General features: G+C 30.5%; 14 protein-coding genes. 7 read left to right on the top strand and 7 right to left on the bottom strand.

Annotated elements, in window-relative coordinates; genetic code table 11:
• The first annotated feature begins 7 nt into the window (after positions 1-7).
• Positions 8-703, top strand: a complete 696-nt coding sequence (locus tag HA151_RS00420) for a type III pantothenate kinase (protein ID WP_209105610.1) — start codon at positions 8-10, stop codon at positions 701-703.
• Here HA151_RS00420 and bcp read toward each other — a convergent pair.
• Positions 695-1,162 (bottom strand): thioredoxin-dependent thiol peroxidase, encoded by a 468-nt coding sequence (gene bcp, locus HA151_RS00415; RefSeq protein ID WP_209105609.1) that lies wholly within the window; start codon positions 1,160-1,162, stop codon positions 695-697. The two genes, HA151_RS00420 and bcp, sit on opposite strands and share 9 nt — an antisense overlap.
• Between bcp and HA151_RS00410 the strand changes: the two genes are divergently transcribed.
• Positions 1,162-1,818: a 4'-phosphopantetheinyl transferase family protein gene (locus tag HA151_RS00410; protein ID WP_209105608.1), complete on the top strand. Its 657-nt coding sequence runs from the start codon at positions 1,162-1,164 to the stop codon at positions 1,816-1,818. The two genes, bcp and HA151_RS00410, sit on opposite strands and share 1 nt — an antisense overlap.
• On the opposite strand, the gene HA151_RS00405 is transcribed toward HA151_RS00410, so the two are convergent.
• The 5 genes from HA151_RS00405 to HA151_RS00385 all read right to left on the bottom strand — a co-directional run bounded on the left by HA151_RS00405 (position 1,815) and on the right by HA151_RS00385 (position 6,712).
• Positions 1,815-3,104 carry an AAA family ATPase gene (locus HA151_RS00405; protein ID WP_209105607.1) on the bottom strand — a complete coding sequence of 430 codons (1,290 nt, stop codon included), beginning with the start codon at positions 3,102-3,104 and terminating at the stop codon, positions 1,815-1,817. The two genes, HA151_RS00410 and HA151_RS00405, sit on opposite strands and share 4 nt — an antisense overlap.
• 33 nt (positions 3,105-3,137) lie before the next feature.
• A complete protein-coding gene (locus HA151_RS00400; RefSeq protein ID WP_209105606.1) occupies positions 3,138-4,775 on the bottom strand; it encodes an alpha-D-glucose phosphate-specific phosphoglucomutase in 1,638 nt (545 codons plus the stop codon).
• A 32-nt stretch (positions 4,776-4,807) separates the two neighbouring features.
• The gene (locus HA151_RS00395) at positions 4,808-4,978 is read right to left on the bottom strand and encodes a hypothetical protein (protein ID WP_209105605.1); all 171 of its coding nucleotides are present in this window, start codon (positions 4,976-4,978) and stop codon (positions 4,808-4,810) included.
• Positions 4,979-4,990: 12 nt separating this feature from the next.
• Positions 4,991-6,091: a DUF4912 domain-containing protein gene (locus tag HA151_RS00390; RefSeq protein WP_209106113.1), complete on the bottom strand. Its 1,101-nt coding sequence runs from the start codon at positions 6,089-6,091 to the stop codon at positions 4,991-4,993.
• Positions 6,092-6,358: 267 nt separating this feature from the next.
• Positions 6,359-6,712 (bottom strand): hypothetical protein, encoded by a 354-nt coding sequence (locus HA151_RS00385; protein WP_209105604.1) that lies wholly within the window; start codon positions 6,710-6,712, stop codon positions 6,359-6,361.
• 95 nt (positions 6,713-6,807) lie between these two features.
• On the opposite strand from HA151_RS00385, the gene sufB reads away from it, so the two are divergent.
• Genes sufB through HA151_RS00365 form a run of 4 tightly spaced genes read left to right on the top strand, consistent with a single transcriptional unit; the run spans position 6,808 to position 11,531 of the window.
• A complete protein-coding gene (gene sufB, locus HA151_RS00380; protein ID WP_209105603.1) occupies positions 6,808-8,250 on the top strand; it encodes a Fe-S cluster assembly protein SufB in 1,443 nt (480 codons plus the stop codon).
• Between the two features lie 21 nt (positions 8,251-8,271).
• Positions 8,272-9,057: a Fe-S cluster assembly ATPase SufC gene (gene sufC, locus HA151_RS00375; RefSeq protein WP_209105602.1), complete on the top strand. Its 786-nt coding sequence runs from the start codon at positions 8,272-8,274 to the stop codon at positions 9,055-9,057.
• Between the two features lie 3 nt (positions 9,058-9,060).
• Positions 9,061-10,278, top strand: coding sequence for a SufD family Fe-S cluster assembly protein (locus tag HA151_RS00370; protein ID WP_209105601.1), 1,218 nt, complete (start codon positions 9,061-9,063; stop codon positions 10,276-10,278).
• On the top strand, positions 10,278-11,531 hold the full coding sequence (locus HA151_RS00365) for an aminotransferase class V-fold PLP-dependent enzyme (protein WP_209105600.1): 1,254 nt from the start codon (positions 10,278-10,280) through the stop codon (positions 11,529-11,531). Before HA151_RS00370 ends, HA151_RS00365 begins: the two co-directional genes overlap by 1 nt.
• Here HA151_RS00365 and HA151_RS00360 read toward each other — a convergent pair.
• A complete protein-coding gene (locus HA151_RS00360; protein ID WP_209105599.1) occupies positions 11,528-13,453 on the bottom strand; it encodes an alpha/beta hydrolase family protein in 1,926 nt (641 codons plus the stop codon). The two genes, HA151_RS00365 and HA151_RS00360, sit on opposite strands and share 4 nt — an antisense overlap.
• Before the next feature lie 80 nt (positions 13,454-13,533).
• Between HA151_RS00360 and def the strand changes: the two genes are divergently transcribed.
• Positions 13,534-14,139: a peptide deformylase gene (gene def / locus HA151_RS00355; RefSeq protein WP_011862107.1), complete on the top strand. Its 606-nt coding sequence runs from the start codon at positions 13,534-13,536 to the stop codon at positions 14,137-14,139.
• Positions 14,140-14,142: the final 3 nt, after the last annotated feature.

Below are 14,142 nucleotides of genomic sequence, written 5' to 3'. Positions count from 1 at the left end.
TAGAAAAATGGTCTCAGATATAAATTTTTTATTAGTAGGCAATAGTAGGCTTCATTGGGCTCAATATTCTAAAAATAAATCTGAATTCTTCCATACCAAAAAAGAGCAAAAAGTTCCCAAAACTATAGATCTTGATAAATTAATTTGGACTTCTGTGGGAACATTACCAAATTTTTTGCTGAAAAAAGAAAATGAAATCAAAACTAAAGATATTAAGTTATCAAATCTTCCTGATTATTTTGGAGTTGATAGAGCTCTTGCCTGTACTGCCGCTTTAAAAATTATTGAAAACCCTTTCAAAAAAGATTTGCTAATTGCAGATTTTGGAACAATATTATCAATAACAAAATTAAATTCAAATGGATCTATTATTGGTGGTCAACTTCTTCCAGGTTTTCTAACACAATTAAAATCAATGGAACAAAATACAAAAAATCTTAAAGTTCCCAAAAAATATGATATTCCGATCAAAGATTTTTTAATTAATACAGAAGAAGCAATCTTAAAAGGAGTAATCAACTCTCTTACTGGTGCGATTAACAGTTTATTTAATCCCGAAAAGGATATTTTGATAATCTGTGGAGGAGACTCTCAATTACTCACAAAATCTCTAAAGAATCAAAAACAAAATATTATCAATGCTCCTAATTTAGTTATGGAAGGGATGATTATTCACCACCTGTCTGTAAGAAAATTAGCTTAACCCAAGGTCTGCAATTATATGATCAGCCATTATTGCTGCTTTTACCTTTAAGTAAATTTTTTCGATTTTACCTTCAGTATCAATTAAAAAAGTATTTCTCATCATTCCCATATATTCTTTTCCCATGAATTTCTTCAATCCATAGCTATCATAATCAGTAGAAACTTTGAAAGGTTCAGGATCAGTTAAAAGAATAAAAGGTAAATTAAATTTGTCTATAAATTTCTGATGAGAGGATGCATTATCTTTACTAATACCAAGCACAACAATATTATTTTTTTGGAGTAAATCCCAATTCTCTTTAAAATTACACGCTTCCTTAGTACATCCTGGAGTATTATCTTTTGGATAAAAATATAGTATTATTCTTTTACCTTTAAAATCACTAAGAGAAACATCTTTATCAAAAGAATCTTTTAATTTAAATTCTGGTGCTTTGTCGCCAACCTTAAGAGCCATTGAAATTATTAAATGAGTATGAATATAAAATACCAAAAATTTGGTTTTATGAGATTAAAGGTGTGCAAGATGTCGCAACTTTAGAAGAAATTAAAACTGCAAAAAATCTAACAAATTCAAGATCAAATATTTTCTTAGAAACAAGAGCTTATTTGCGACAATCACTTTCAACACTTTTTGATTTAGACCCCCTAGAAATTCCAATTAATGCTCATCCTGGAGAGCCTCCAAGCTTACCTTCTGGCATGGGAAATATTAGTTTAAGTCATTGTAAAGATGCCATTACTATAGTCTGGCATAAAAACAAAATAGGGATTGATATTGAGAGAACAGATAGAGATTTTAACTATATAAAACTTGCAGAAAAATATTTTTTTCATACCAATAAATCAAACCATAATAATTATTTAACAAAAAATATGATTTTAAATCAATGGTGTGCAGTTGAAGCAGCTATAAAATGGGATCATGGAAAATTAGCTAAAGACATTAAACATTGGCAATTTTTTGAAAAGCCAAAAGAATTAATCCATAAGAAGAAGAACATACATTTAAATTATTCACAGATTAACTTCCATAATTGGACTATCGCTTTAGCCTACGAAGAAAAAACTTCTTTAAATCCTGAAATTATTTGTTGTTCGAAAAATTTTTAGTTCTTTTTTCTTCTAAGAAATTCTTCATATTGAGTTTTTTCCCATCCATTATTATTTGGTTCCCATATTTTTAAACCTCTTAAAGATTTAGGAAGATATTCTTGTTCGACCCAATTACCTTGATAATTATGAGGATTAACATAACTACTAGAATTATTTTTTAAATGAAGTGGAACATCAAAAGCATTTATAGATCTGATTTTTTCAATTGCTTTAAAAATACTTTTCGTACTATTACTTTTTGGAGACATAGCTAAATATAAAGAAGCCTGCGTTAAAAAATATAATCCTTCTGGAAAACCAACTCTATCAAAAGCGTCACAACAGGATTGTACAACTACTATGGCATTAGGATCAGCAATTCCAATATCTTCACAGGCAGATATAAGTAGTCTTCTAAAAATAAAATTAGGATCTTCACCAACCTCCAGCATATTTGCAAGCCAGAATAAAGTTGCATCCGGATCAGAACCTCTTATGGACTTGATAAAGGCACTTATTACATCGTAATGATTTTGACCATTTTTATCGTACACAATATTTTTCTTTTGAATTGCATCCTCTGCTATTGAGAGATTAATCTTGATTTCTTTAGCATCATTTTCAGTAGTTGTTTCTATGGCCATCTCTAGCGCATTGATTAATGTTCTTGCATCACCGCCAGAAAATTTAATTAAATGACTTGTAGCATCTTGAGTTATGTAAATCTTTTTTGAATCTTTTTTTTTAGAATAGTGATTTATGACTCTTTGTAATATTTTCTGCAAATCATTTTCTGACAAAGGAAGTAATGTAAAAATTCGAGACCTACTAACAAGCGCTTTGTTGACAGCAAAGAAAGGGTTTTCAGTTGTAGCACCAATAAAAGTTATAGTTCCATTTTCTATTGAAGGTAATAAAGCATCTTGTTGAACTGATGTAAATCTATGAACCTCATCGATAAATAAAATTGTTTTTCTTTTTGAATTTATTAATCTATCTTTTGCATTAGCGATTTCATTTCTTAATTCTTTAACGCTTGATAATACTGCATTTAACTTAATTAATTTTGAACGCGTATTAAAGGAAATAATTTCAATTAGAGTAGTTTTTCCAACACCAGGAGGGCCTGAAAAAATAAAATTACTAATCTTATCATTTAATATTGCACTTCTTAAAAGCGAATTCTCATTCAGGATTGATTGTTGACCAAAAAAATCTTCCAAATTCTTTGGTCTTAATTGATCTGCCAAAGGTGCATTATTTTCTATTTGAGAATAATTAGTAAATAAATTTTCTGAATGCATATAAATAAAACCAAAAAATAATTACTTTAAATTCTATGTAATTACTGTAGGAGTTTCCATTTGAGTAAGTTTTGAAATATTTAATAAAGCATCTAAATCATTTATTAGAGGTTTCAAAGCGATCTGAGGATTTAACGAAAGATTCTTTTGAGGATTGAAAAATTTCTCAAAATAAAGTCTTAATGTTGCACCCTTAGTTCCAGTTCCAGAAAGGCGCACAATTACTCGAGAATTATCATCAAGCACCAATCTTAAACCTTGATTTTCACTTGTGGAATTATCAACAGGATCTAAATATGAAAAGTTATCTGCAACTTTAATTAAATGGCCAGCAAAACTATTTCCTTTTAAATTTTCGAGCATAGAACTTAGGTTACCAAAGATTTGATTAGCAATATTTGAGGGGATTGCCTCATAATCATGTCTTGAATAATAATTCCTACCAAATTGTTTCCAATGATTCTGCATCAAATCACTTACCGAACATTTTTTCACAGCTAAAACTTGTAACCAATACAAAACTGCCCAAAGTCCATCTTTCTCTCTCACATGATTACTACCTGTTCCGAAACTTTCTTCTCCACATAAAGTAATTAAATTAGAATCTAAAAGATTTCCAAAAAACTTCCAACCAGTAGGTGTCTCGAAACAAGGGATATTTAATGCTCGAGCAACATTATCAACCGCTGAGCTGGTTGGCATGGATCGTGCTACACCTGTAATGCCATCTTTATAACCAGGAACAAATTGTGTGTTAGCAGTGATAACTGCGAGGCTATCACTAGGATTTACAAAACATCCACTTCCTAAAATCATATTCCTATCCCCATCTCCATCGCAGGCAGCACCAAAACTATAAGATTTTTTATTTAATAACAAATCTGCCAAGTGAGATGCGTAAGTAAGATTAGGATCAGGATGTAAACCTCCAAAATCTTTTAAAGGGTAACCATTCATGACACAATCATTTGCAAGTCCCATTTTTTCAACAAAAATATTTTTTGCATATGGACCTGTAACCGCATTCATTGCATCAAAGATTAACGAGAAGTCTTTTTTTAAAAAATCACTAATTTGATCAAAATCAAAAATTTTCTCCATCAAATTTGAATAATCTCTTAATCCATCAATAATTTCTAATGTAGTTTCACCGTAAGAATAAGTGCCATATTCACTAAAATTAGGTAATTCAATTTTACAAATTTTATAATTAGTTAGTGATTTTGAAGCCTTAAAAATTTTATTAGTAATTATCTCAGGAGCTGGACCACCATTAGATATATTCAATTTCACTCCAAAGTCGCCATCAATCCCACCAGGATTATGGCTTGCAGAAAGAATAATTCCACCAATAGCCTTTTCTTTTCTAATTAAATGTGATGTCGCAGGAGTAGATAATAAACCGTATTTTGGAACAATAATCTTTTGAACTTTATGTGCAACGCATATTTGGACAATTTTTTCTATTGCTTCAATATTGCCATATCTGCCATCACCACCAACTACTAACTTTGAACCTTTTAAATCATCCAATGATTGCAAGATTGCTTCAATAAAAACTTCTAGATAATGTTCTTCCTGAAATTTTAAAGTACTTTTTCTTAAACCAGATGTGCCTGGTTTTTGATCTAAAAAAGGAGAATTGATATTAATTACGCTAACTTGAGTCATATTTTCAAAAAACTTTTAAAAATCTAACTAAATTAATGAGGCATTTCGGAAGTTCTTAACATAGCGATAAACCATAATGAAGAAATTAATAACGTACTGAGAATTCCATAGTTAACACCGAATTTAGAAATTGTAATTGGCACTATTAGTGGAAAGGTTAATGCCCCAAGCAATGGAGTAAAAGCTACAATTTTTTTCAGCATTAATTTATTTTGTTAAAACCATTCAGTTTCAGCATTATCTTTTTCATTAGTGTCGTCAAGTGGAGTAGTTCTATCAAATTTCATTGATATACTTTTTTCTTGCTCTCCAGATACATCAACAGCTTTAATATCATATTTTTGAGTCCCGTCTCTAAATGGAACTTGAATTCTAAAAGTACCATCTGCAGCAAGAGGAACATCTTCTCCACCTATTGTCAATTTTGCAGAAGGCTCTGTAGCTCCATAAACAATTAATTCAGCATCAGCAACGAGCCAAAAAGATCTATTTTTAACAATTCCACTTCCAGAATCGTTTAAACCAGACGACCATTTACCAGCACCTGAGTCTGTAAGATTATCATTGAGATTTGTTGAATTTACATTTTCCATAAATTCTTCAGAACCAACTTTTCTTCTGAGAGGAATATTAGTTGCTGCTTGGTATAACCTTTCATGCATACCATTTTGCTCTGAAGCAACAGGATTAGAAATATCTGGTATTGATTCAGATGTGGAATCCAGATTAAAAGGTACGAATTTATCAAGAATTTGCTCAGATGGATGGGATCCAGGAACATGACTTATGGAAGAGAAAGCCAAAGACATCCAGTTAAAGCCATATTTGTAACCTAATTCAACTTTATAGTCTCTATCAGCAAGTGGAATTGGCAAATACCACTCAGTACTATAGCTATCAACTGCTATCTCTCTTAGAGTTCCTTGATTCAAGTTGGTACCTTCAGAACCAGATGCATCAAATAATCGTAAACATAATTTATTCGCTCCCAATGTTTGTGCTTTTTCTCGATCAGAATCAGAAATTTGCCAGAAAACATATGCCCAATCTGGGTCTCTCGGTAAGAAAACTACATTTGTTTTGACTTCTTCACTACTATTGTAAATTTTGGAATCTAAAGTTTCTTCAAATTTTGGCTGAGATGAACTGGTAGATATTTTTTTGGAGGATTTTTCTTGATATTTAATTATTAAATCAATTAAAACAGCCTTTGTTTTTCTGCTATATAGCGGTACTGATAATTTACTTGCTTCTTGACGTAATTGTCTGAGGGTAAGTGAGAGTAATTGATCTTTATTCATGATCCCATCAGCCACTTTAAAATCTCCGTTTTTATTTGGGATCAGTATGTTCTTTTTTTTTGTTAATTGTGTGTCTTTTTGCCCTGTCGTCAGCATCCTCTGACTACTCAAAAATTCTCGGAATTGATATTTCTCGTCAAAACAGTTGGTATCAATACAATTAATAAATTTTTAGAATTTCTTTAATGTAAATTAATTTTTCTTTTTTTTAAATTTTATTACCTACATTTGTTAACGACTCAACAAAAATATATTTTTTCTTCGGGATCAATTCGAGAGGTTCTAGCGTTCTTCAACTAGAAGTACTAAGTCATCTATCTCTAAATCCTCAATACTTTTACCTAATTTTTTTGAAAAAATATTTAATTTTTTTGAAGTTGATTCTAATTGCTCATAAAAAAGATCACTAAATTTTTTATCATCAAATTTTTGGGATTGATTATCACACCATTCTCTCAAGAGATTTTTGTTTTGATATTCACAACTATTATCTACCTTGAGAATTTGTAAAATCTGTAAGCAATGAGCGAGAATTCTTAAATGATGTTTCTGCATTATTGGTAGATCAAGATTATCAATTTCTTGAATAGTTTGCACGTTTAAGGGGTTAGACAATGGATCAAGATGATTAGACATTAATTTTTAGTTTTAATAAAGAAAAAAACTCAATAATGGGGGTATCTTTCGTTAGAGTATATAAATCTAATTGTAATAAGTTATTTTTGGATAACATGGCCAACGAAAATTTAGTTAAAGATGTAGTAAAAGAGCCTTACAAATATGGTTTCGTTACTGATATAGAAACTGAAAAAATTTCAAAGGGATTGAATGAAGATATAGTTAGACTTATTTCAAAAAAAAAGGAGGAACCACAATACCTTCTTGATTTTAGATTAAAAGCTTTTAAAAAATGGCAAAAAATGGATGAACCTGATTGGGCAGGATTAGGATACAAACAAATCGATTATCAAGATATAATTTATTACTCTGCTCCCAAACAAAAAGAGAAAATTTCTAGTTTGGATGAAGTTGATCCCAAACTTCTTGAGACTTTTGACAAATTAGGAATACCTCTTACCGAGCAAAAAAAACTCACAAATGTAGCGGTGGATGCAGTCTTTGATAGTGTTTCTATAGCTACTACTTTTAGAGAAGAACTTGCTGAACATGGAGTTATATTCTGCTCAATTAGTGAAGCTGTAAAAAATCACTCGGATTTGATTGAAAGATATTTAGGTACAGTTGTTCCAGCTAGTGATAATTATTTTGCAGCACTAAATTCTGCTGTATTTAGTGATGGTTCTTTTGTTTATATCCCAAAAGGTGTTAAATGTCCCATGGACCTATCTTCTTACTTCAGAATTAATAGTGGAGATTCTGGACAATTTGAAAGAACTCTTATCATTGCTGAAGAATCAAGTTCTGTAAGTTACCTAGAAGGCTGTACAGCACCAATGTTTGATACAAATACCCTACATGCTGCCGTTGTGGAACTCATAGCTCTTGACGACGCCTCAATAAAATATTCAACAGTGCAAAATTGGTATGCTGGTGATGAAGAAGGTATTGGCGGAATTTTTAATTTTGTCACCAAGAGAGGAAAATGTTTAGGTAAGAGAAGTAAAATTAGCTGGTCTCAAGTTGAAACAGGGTCTGCAATTACATGGAAATATCCTAGCTGTCTTCTTTTAGGGGAAGAATCTGTTGGAGAATTTTATTCAGTGGCTCTCACCAATAATCTTCAGCAAGCAGATACCGGCACAAAAATGATCCATATTGGTCCTAAGACCAAATCAACTATTGTTAGCAAAGGTATTAGTGCAGGTAACTCAAAAAATAGCTACAGAGGTCTTGTCAAAATGGGAACAAAAGCTACAGGATCAAGAAATTACAGTCAATGTGATTCAATGTTAATAGGGGATCAAGCTTCTGCAAATACATTCCCTTACATCAAATCTCAACAACCCAATTCTGAAATTGAGCATGAAGCAAGCACATGTAGAATCTCAGAAGATCAACTTTTTTATCTCCAAAGCAGAGGTATAGAATTTGAGGAGGCAGTATCTATGATGGTCAGCGGTTTTTGCAGAGATGTATTTAATCAATTACCTATGGAATTTGCTGCTGAAGCAGATAAGTTACTGGCACTTAAACTAGAGGGATCAGTAGGTTAATTAATCAATTTCTAAACTGAAATGCAAAGTAAAATGAAAGAATCAGATCCAATTTTAGAAGTTGAAAATCTATCTGCATCTACTGATAATCTTCCAATTTTAAAAGGGGTTTCACTTACTGTCTATCCTGGAGAAATCCATGCCATTATGGGAAGAAATGGATGTGGCAAAAGTACTCTTTCGAAAATCATTGCAGGACATCCCTCGTATAATATTACAAATGGCAACATAAAATTTTTAGGTGAAAACATCAACTCTCTTGAACCTGAAGAGAGATCTCAATCAGGAATTTTTCTTGGTTTTCAATATCCAATTGAGATTCCAGGTGTAAGTAATCTTGAGTTTCTTAGAGTTTCAACTAATGCTAGAAGGAAATTCCTCAATAAAGAAGAATTGGATACTTTTGATTTTGAAGAATTAGTTAAAGAAAAATTAGAAATTGTGAAAATGGATCATGCATTCCTATCGAGGAGTGTCAATCAAGGCTTTTCCGGAGGTGAAAAAAAAAGAAATGAGATTCTGCAAATGGCTTTACTTGAGCCCAAAATCGCAATATTAGATGAGACCGATTCTGGTCTAGATATCGATGCTCTAAGAATAGTGGCATCAGGAATTAAAAAAATATCTAATACACAAACTGGAATTATACTTATTACCCACTATCAAAGATTATTAGATGAGATTAAACCAAATTATGTCCATGTTATGTCAGACGGGCAAATCATAAAAACTGGTGAGAGTGATCTTGCTCTAGAGCTTGAGGAAAAAGGGTATGAATGGACTGATAACTTTATAAAAGAGACCTGAAAAATGGAAATTATTGAAAAAATAAAAACTAATAAATCGGATGATAACCTCACAGAAATACAAAAAATCTGTCTTCATAAATTACAATCAAGCCCTCTCCCTAATCCTAAAAGTGAACTATGGAGACTTTCAAATAAATCAAAATTGTCAAACTTTTTAGATTACTCAGTTAATGAAAAAGATTCAAAATATGATATACCATATCCAAAAAATTCTCAAAGTAATATTAGATTAATAATTGGTGAGAATTGCCAAATTAAATTAATAAAGGAAAATTATTCAATACAGCAATTAAGTGAGGATGAATTACAAAAATATATCAAAGAAGAGATATCTTTTTTTAAGCAAAACGAAAATTGGAGTGACCTGCTAAATCTATCTTTAAGTTGTAAAGATAATATTTTGGGATTAAAAATAAATGGATCAAAAATTCCTCCTATTGAAATTTTTAGTCACGCATCAAGTAATTCTTTAACCGCAAAAACCCTCGTAATATTTTTAGAAAAGAATTGTGATGTTGAATTATTACAAGTAAATCTTGGTAAAGAAAACTCTTCATTATCTCAATCAACTTTCTTTTGCTTGAAAGAAAATAGTTCCGTAAATCATGGTGTTGTTTCGTACGGTGAAATCAGATCAAATCTATTAAATTCTCTCAATGTAATTCAAGAAAAAAATAGTACATACAACTTAGGATCTTTACATTTCAAATTTAATTACGCGAGATTTGAAATTAGTATTAAACAATCTGCTGGAAACGCTAAAACAAATATCAAAGGTATGCAAATAACAAAAAACGATGAGCAGATTTCAACCTATACAAAAATAGAATTTAATGGACCAAATGGATTTCTAGATCAAATTAATAAATCACTTGCTGATGATAAATCACATGCAATATTTGAAGGTTCAATAATAGTTCCGAAAATTGCCCAGAGAACTGATGCTTCCCAATTAAGCAGAAATTTACTTTTATCAAACCTCGCGCAAATAGATACCAAACCCCAATTAGAAATAATTGCTGATGATGTCAAATGCAAACATGGTGCTACAATCTCGCAACTAAATGAAGAGGAACTTTTTTATATGCGAACAAGAGGGATCACATTAACAGAGGCAAGTAAACTACAATTAAGTTCTTACTTTCAAGAAATAATTTCATTTATTCCCATTTCAAAAGATAAATGGGATTTGCTTGATAAACTTTTAAATGAGAATTAATGGAAACGATTCAAAATTTTCCCGAAATAACGAAGAAAGACTTTCCTCTTTTAAATAAGAACTTAAAAAGTAATGAGCAAATTATTTATTTAGACCATGCGGCAACCACACAAAAACCAATACAAGTTTTAAAAAAAATTGATGAATATTACAAAAACTTTAATGCCAATGTACATAGAGGGGCACATCAATTAAGTGCTAAAGCTACAGAAGAATTTGAAAATGCACGATATTTAATTAGCAAATATATAAAAGCGAATTCAGCAAAAGAAATTATTTTCACAAGAAATGCTACTGAGGCAATCAATTTAGTAGCTAGATCATGGGGAGAATATTCATTAAAAGAAAACGACGAAATTCTCCTATCAATAATGGAGCATCATAGCAATATTGTTCCATGGCAAATGGTTGCAGCAAAAAATCAATGCAAATTAAAGTTTATAGGTATAGATAAAGATGGGAAATTAGATATAGACGACTTTAAATCAAAACTAACATCTAGAACTAAACTTGTTAGCATAGTACATGTTAGTAATACTCTAGGTTGCTGTAATCCAATCAAAGAAATAACTAAATTAGCTAAACAAAAAGGTGCTTTAATGTTACTTGATGCATGTCAAAGTTTAGCTCATCAAAAACTGGATGTGATAGATCTTAATATAGATTTTTTAGCTGGATCAGGACATAAATTATGCGGTCCTACAGGTATCGGTTTCCTCTGGTCAAGAAAAGAAATCCTAGAAAAAATTCCTCCTCTCTTTGGAGGTGGCGAAATGATTCAGGATGTTTTTGAAGAGACAAGTACTTGGGCAGAGCTACCACACAAATTTGAAGCTGGAACTCCAGCCATTGCAGAAGCAATAGGTCTTGCAGAAGCGATCAATTATATTAACAATATTGGATTGAATGAAATTCATAAATATGAAAATACTATTACTAAATATTTATTTAAAAAATTAAATCAAATAGAAAATATTGAAATCATAGGTCCATCGCCAGAAATAGATCCAGACAGAGCCTCACTTGCCACCTTTTATATAAAAAATATACATTCAAATGATATTGCTGAAATTCTTGATTCAAAAGGAATTTGCATCAGAAGTGGCCACCATTGCTGTCAACCTCTTCACAGATACATTGGAATTAAATCAACAGCTAGAATCAGCATGAATTTCACAACCAATAAGGAAGAAATTGATATATTTATAGAAAAATTAAAAGATACTATTGATTTTCTAAAAATCAATTCTTAAATATTCAAAGCATTTTTTAAAAATTCCTGAGATTTTTGCATTACTATTTCTTTATTTTCAATATTTCTAAAACCATGCCCTTCATTATCAAAAAAAATAACTTCTGAATATTTATTATTCTGAATCAAAATTTCTTGAATTTTTAAAGTTTGTTCATAAGAAATAACTGTATCTTTTTTTCCATGAAACAATAAGATAGGTTTTTTTATTTTTTTAATATGATTTATCGGTGATCTATTTATATAATCATCATGGTTTTTTGCATAATTTCCTACCAAAGAATTTAAATAATCTTTTTCAAATCTATGTGTGTTCTGATGCATATCCTTCAAATCAATAACAGGATATTTACAAATTGCTGCTGTAAAAATAGACCCATATAATAAACAATTCAATGCAGTTAACCCACCAGCGCTGTTCCCAAAAATTACTACTTTATCACTATCAACTTGATTTGATTTAATTAATTCAAGAGCTAGTGATTTGCAATCATAAGAATCAACAATACCCCATTTATAATTCAACCTCTCTCTATATGCTTTGCCAAATCCTGATGATCCTCCATAATTGACTTCAGCAACAAAAAATCCCTTCGACGTCCAATATTGAACTTCAGAATTATATGATCCATCAAAAAATGAAGTTGGTCCACTATGAGCTCTAACAAAAAGCGGTGGTTTTCTAAATTTTTCAACTAGCGGCTTATATAAAAAAGAATGAGTAGATTTATCTTCAAAACCTTTAAACCAAAAAGATTCAGGTTTTGAACAATCTTTTATATATTCAGCATTTATTTCCTCAAAAACATTTGATAAAACTTGCTTATTACAATCAATTTCAAGTAAATTTCCAAGAAAATCAGATCCATAACCTTTCAAAACTACTTTCTTCTCAAAAACACTAAAATCACTGATTGAGGCAAAAGGAGTAGAAAATTCTTTAACGAATTGAAGATCTTTATATTGTTCAACTAGTAAATTATTTTCTTTTTTTGCTAAACAAAATAAATCTTTTATATCCCCTGAAAAAAATGTGATTCCTGAGACCCACTGAGGTACTCCATATTCAACAAAATTTCTCTCTACTCTTTTTTTAATAAAAATATTTTCAATTTTACTAGCATCTAAAAACAATAAGTTCCACCATCCAGAACTATCTTCAGAACATACTAAAATGGTTTCACTTATCCAATAAGGCTGAAAAAAAGAAACGTTTTTTTTGACATTAATCAGCTTATCTGAGAATTTTTTTATTTTTGTTATCTCTCCATCTAAGTCAATTGTGGCAAAACAAAGATCATTTTTCTCCCAGGGCATGTATGGCGAATCCCACTCAACCCAAGAAAGTAAGCTAAAAGAATTATTAGAAGATAATTCTCCAGCGAAATTTTTAAATTTTTTTATTCGATAAACATCTTGTTTAGTTTTTTTTAAGTTTAAAGAAAATAAGTAATCTCTATTATTTATTTCACAAATACCATACAAAAAATTTTTTTGAGAAATAACAAATGAAGAATCGAAATTTCCATCAATTGATTTAGATAGTTGTCTGGGTTCTTGCACTGAATCGAGGTATCTTTTTTGACTTCTGTAATTTGATGCTACCTCTTTAAAAATTTGAAACCATAATGCATTGGTAATCTGATCTATCCATATCAAATAAAAATTATTTTTTAAAAATATACATTTATAAGATTTACCACCATATCCATGAAAGTTATTTTTAATATTATATTTTTTACTTGTTAATTTCTGAGGAAACGCCTCTTTTTCATTAAATGGTCTTACAAAAATAGCATTTTCATTTTGACCTTCACCAACAGGATCAATCCAAAAAATGATATCCCTAACAATAGTTAATTCCTTAAAAGATTTTTTTTTAGATACAGTATGTCTAACTTTTAACTGATCATCATTACTCATTTAAAAAAACTATAAAGAATGCAAATTAAAGTGCTAGTATTTTTATAGCTAAACTATTAAGTAAAAACCTTTTTTTTAACGTGGCAAACCATTTTTCACAACTTGCAAAAAAGTCAAGAACAAATGGTAACGCAGAAAAAATTGCAAAAGAACAACCAGGTAAGCCATCTCTAGACATTTATAAACTTGGTGATGATGTATTAAGACAAAATTCCAAAAGAATAACTAAAGTTGACGAATCCATTAGAAAACTTGCTAGAGAAATGCTTCAAAGCATGTATGCAGCTAAAGGAATTGGACTTGCTGCACCTCAAATTGGAATCAACAAAGAACTTCTTGTCATAGACGTAAATTTTGAAGATTCAGCAGCAGAACCTTTAATATTAATCAATCCAGAAATTACAGACTTTGGAACAACCCTTAATTCATACGAAGAAGGCTGCTTGAGTATACCTGGTGTCTATTTGAATGTAGTAAGACCATCAACTATAAAATTAAAATTTAGAGATGAAATGGGACGACCACGTAAAATGAAAGCAGATGGACTTCTAGCGAGGTGTATTCAACACGAGATGGATCACTTAAATGGAATATTATTTGTAGATAGAGTTACATCAAAAGATGATTTGAACAAAGAACTTTTAAAAGAAGGGTTTAACGAAAAAGACGTTATCTCAATTAATTAATTC

This window comes from Prochlorococcus marinus XMU1419, from assembly GCF_017695955.1.
GTDB lineage: Bacteria > Cyanobacteriota > Cyanobacteriia > PCC-6307 > Cyanobiaceae > Prochlorococcus_A > Prochlorococcus_A marinus_AD.
The sequence above is the reverse complement of the archived record's forward strand: the minus strand, read 5'-3'. Positions and strand labels throughout refer to the sequence as shown.

Excerpts from the sequence above, each read along its gene's own strand:
- HA151_RS00420 (WP_209105610.1), top strand. The coding sequence starts at position 8 with ATGGTCTCAGATATAAATTTTTTATTAGTAGGCAATAGTAGGCTTCAT.
- bcp (WP_209105609.1), bottom strand. The coding sequence starts at position 1,162 with ATGGCTCTTAAGGTTGGCGACAAAGCACCAGAATTTAAATTAAAAGAT.
- HA151_RS00405 (WP_209105607.1), bottom strand. The coding sequence starts at position 3,104 with ATGCATTCAGAAAATTTATTTACTAATTATTCTCAAATAGAAAATAAT.
- HA151_RS00400 (WP_209105606.1), bottom strand. The coding sequence starts at position 4,775 with ATGACTCAAGTTAGCGTAATTAATATCAATTCTCCTTTTTTAGATCAA.
- HA151_RS00395 (WP_209105605.1), bottom strand. The coding sequence starts at position 4,978 with ATGCTGAAAAAAATTGTAGCTTTTACTCCATTGCTTGGGGCATTAACC.
- HA151_RS00385 (WP_209105604.1), bottom strand. The coding sequence starts at position 6,712 with ATGTCTAATCATCTTGATCCATTGTCTAACCCCTTAAACGTGCAAACT.
- sufB (WP_209105603.1), top strand. The coding sequence starts at position 6,808 with ATGGCCAACGAAAATTTAGTTAAAGATGTAGTAAAAGAGCCTTACAAA.
- sufC (WP_209105602.1), top strand. The coding sequence starts at position 8,272 with ATGCAAAGTAAAATGAAAGAATCAGATCCAATTTTAGAAGTTGAAAAT.
- HA151_RS00370 (WP_209105601.1), top strand. The coding sequence starts at position 9,061 with ATGGAAATTATTGAAAAAATAAAAACTAATAAATCGGATGATAACCTC.
- HA151_RS00365 (WP_209105600.1), top strand. The coding sequence starts at position 10,278 with ATGGAAACGATTCAAAATTTTCCCGAAATAACGAAGAAAGACTTTCCT.
- HA151_RS00360 (WP_209105599.1), bottom strand. The coding sequence starts at position 13,453 with ATGAGTAATGATGATCAGTTAAAAGTTAGACATACTGTATCTAAAAAA.